This window comes from Nocardiopsis sp. MG754419 (genome assembly GCF_018207095.1).
Classification (GTDB): Bacteria; Actinomycetota; Actinomycetes; order Streptosporangiales; family Streptosporangiaceae; genus Nocardiopsis.
The window spans coordinates 1-274 of sequence record NZ_QOCZ01000457.1; the positions used below are offsets into that span (position 1 = coordinate 1).

General features: G+C 73.0%; 1 pseudogene. It reads right to left on the minus strand.

Features of this window, described 5'->3' with window-relative positions:
• Positions 1-274 (minus strand): annotated as a pseudogene (locus tag DSY14_RS28530) (hypothetical protein); the annotation flags it as partial.

The following is a 274-nucleotide window of genomic DNA, read 5'->3' on the forward strand; positions in this document are numbered from 1 at the left end:
TCGAACCCTGGCTAGCTCCCCGGTCACTGCGGCCCGCACGTAGGCGACGCGGCGTCGGTCGTCGGTGGTGATCGCGGAGAGCACGTCGGCCACGGGCCCTGGTGTGCCGGTCCCGGTGGTGGTGGGCCGATCCGGGCAAGCGTGCCTGCGGAGCAGGCTCCTTTGAATCCACCGAGGCAGAGCCGCGGGGTTCTCGCGGACCTCGACCTGGTAGTGGCCGTTGCCGTCGGGTGCGGTGACGGGGCAGCCGGGGCCCACGACGTAGCCGCCGTGG